Genomic DNA, 2107 nt, shown 5'->3' with positions numbered 1-2107 from the left:
CGGGTCGTGGGCGGCGCCGCCGGTCCGCACGGCCCGCCACCACCGTGAGGTGAACGGTGGACGGTGCCCGTCGCCTCGAATGTCGTGTACCGGACCCGGTATAGCGGAATCGGAAAGTTGAGGACCTGAAGTTCAGGTTTTGTCGTCCGAAGGTGTCATACTTCGCGCCTTCTCACCGAAAGCGTCGTCGGCGCGGGAAAGGGGCGGCAACGCTGGAGGGGGTGGGGTCGCGCTGGTGTGGACCTGGCACGAAACCCCGCTCGGCCCAATCCCACCCCCTGAACGGGTGGTTGCCGGGAGGCGCGGGGGGCGCCCTAAGGTCAATCGCTATGAGCACCGCTCAGGGAGGGCTGGGCCCTCGCCTCCGCCAGCTCCGGGAGCGTTCCGGCATCAGTGCGCGGCGGCTGGCGGAACTGGTGGGGATGAGCCCCTCCACGGTCTGCCGCGTCGAGACCGCGAAGCGGCTCCCGACCGAGACCGAGGTCGCCTCCATCCTGGCGGCGTTGGGTGTCGCGGGTGAGACCCGCGCGGAACTCGTGGCGGAGGCCCGGAGGGCGCGGTACCCGAACTGGTGGGAGACGGCGCACCCGGCACTGCCGGCCGGGGTGTCGGCCCTCCTCGAGTTGGAGGGCCGGGCGACCCGCATCGTCGACGTCTCGGTGCTGGTGGTGCCCGCGCTGCTGCGCACCCCCGAGTACGCCAGGACCCTCGTCGGATTGGACGGCCTGGACCGGGAGGCGGTCGAGGCCCGGGTGGCGGTGCTCGTGGGACGCCAGGCGATCCTGTCGGGTGAATCGGTCACGCTGACGGCGTTCGTGGACGAGCAGGTGTTGCGCCGTCCGGTCGGCGGGCCGGCGGCGATGGCTCGACAACTGCGGCATCTCGCCCGGATGGCGACGAGGCCGAACGTCGTGGTCCGGGTCATCCCGGTGGATGTCGGGGCGCACCCGGCGCTCAGGGGTCCGAGCCTGGTCCTGGAGTTCGCCCGCGGCGGCCCGGTGGTGCACCTCGAGCACTGCCTCTCCGATGCCTTCCTCACCGACCCGGCCCAGGTCCGACCCCACGTCGAGGCATTGCCCGCGCTGGACGCGGTGGCGCTCTCCCCCGACGCGTCCCGGGAACTGGTCCTGGGTCACGCCGACGAGATGGAACAGCAGCACTGCGAGCGGGGACTGGACTGGCTGGCGCACCTGACCCCCCGGGCGCCGGACGGCTGAGGGCACTCCCGGTCGGGTCGTGGGAGTGGCCGAGGTCGGGTCGGGGACCCGCCGGTGTCCGCGCCCCGCCGTCCGGTCGGCGCACGCGCGGTCGGCCGCCGCACCACGAGCCCCGGGGGGGAAGGGGCGTGGAACACGGCGTCCTCCTCCGCACGCTGGACGGTCGTCGATGGTCCAACCCGACCGCGCACCGCGTACGAACGGCCGAACCGGGGGCACATACGATCGTCGGCATGACGACGACTGTCACCCTTTCCACCTCGCACGGCACCATCGTTCTGGAGCTCGACGAGCAGCGCGCCCCCATCACCGTCAGGAACTTCGTGGAGTACGCCCAGGCCGGCCACTACGACGGCACGATCTTCCACCGGGTCATCCCCGGTTTCATGATCCAGGGTGGCGGTTTCGAGCCCGGCCTCAAGCAGAAGAAGACCAACGACCCGATCAAGAACGAGGCCGACAACGGCCTGAAGAACGTGCGGTACAGCGTCGCCATGGCCCGCACGTCGGTCGTCGACTCCGCGACCGCGCAGTTCTTCATCAACCTGACCGACAACGATTTCCTCAACCACGGCAGCCGTGACTTCGGCTACGCGGTGTTCGGCAAGGTCACCGAGGGCCAGGACGTGGTGGACCAGATCGCCGCCGTGCCGACGGGCAACGCCGGCGGTCACCAGAACGTGCCCACCAGCGACGTCGTGATCACCAAGGCGTCCGTGGCCTGAGCCGGTCGCCGCACCGCCGGTCGCCTGCGGTTCAGCGCGGCCGACCGGCGACACCGGGCCGGGTCTGCCAGGGACGCGGCCCGGTGAGCGGCCGGTACTCCACCCCCAACGCGTCGAGCCGGGGCAGGTGGTGCGCGGCGAGCCGCCGTTCGAACCCGTCTGGTT

2 protein-coding genes are annotated in these 2107 nt (G+C 71.2%); both read left to right on the top strand.

Translation table 11 applies throughout. The annotated features are described in order from the left end of the window. Positions 1–329: 329 nt before the first annotated feature. On the top strand, positions 330–1217 hold the full coding sequence (locus ACTIDRAF_RS31050) for a helix-turn-helix domain-containing protein (RefSeq protein WP_016701301.1): 888 nt from the start codon (positions 330–332) through the stop codon (positions 1215–1217). 233 nt (positions 1218–1450) lie between these two features. Next, complete coding sequence (locus ACTIDRAF_RS0224430; protein ID WP_039789398.1) at positions 1451–1942, top strand: peptidylprolyl isomerase; 492 nt, start codon at positions 1451–1453, stop codon at positions 1940–1942. Positions 1943–2107 lie beyond the last annotated feature (165 nt).

Origin of the sequence: Actinoalloteichus spitiensis RMV-1378 (genome assembly GCF_000239155.1) — a bacterium.
GTDB classification, from domain to species: Bacteria; Actinomycetota; Actinomycetes; order Mycobacteriales; family Pseudonocardiaceae; genus Actinoalloteichus_B; species Actinoalloteichus_B spitiensis.
Note: the sequence above shows the minus strand (reverse complement) of the source record. Positions and strands in the feature narration are given on the sequence as shown.

Bases quoted from the DNA above. Each gene is read 5' to 3' on its own strand.
- ACTIDRAF_RS31050 (WP_016701301.1), top strand. From the start codon at position 330: ATGAGCACCGCTCAGGGAGGGCTGGGCCCTCGCCTCCGCCAGCTCCGG.
- ACTIDRAF_RS0224430 (WP_039789398.1), top strand. From the start codon at position 1,451: ATGACGACGACTGTCACCCTTTCCACCTCGCACGGCACCATCGTTCTG.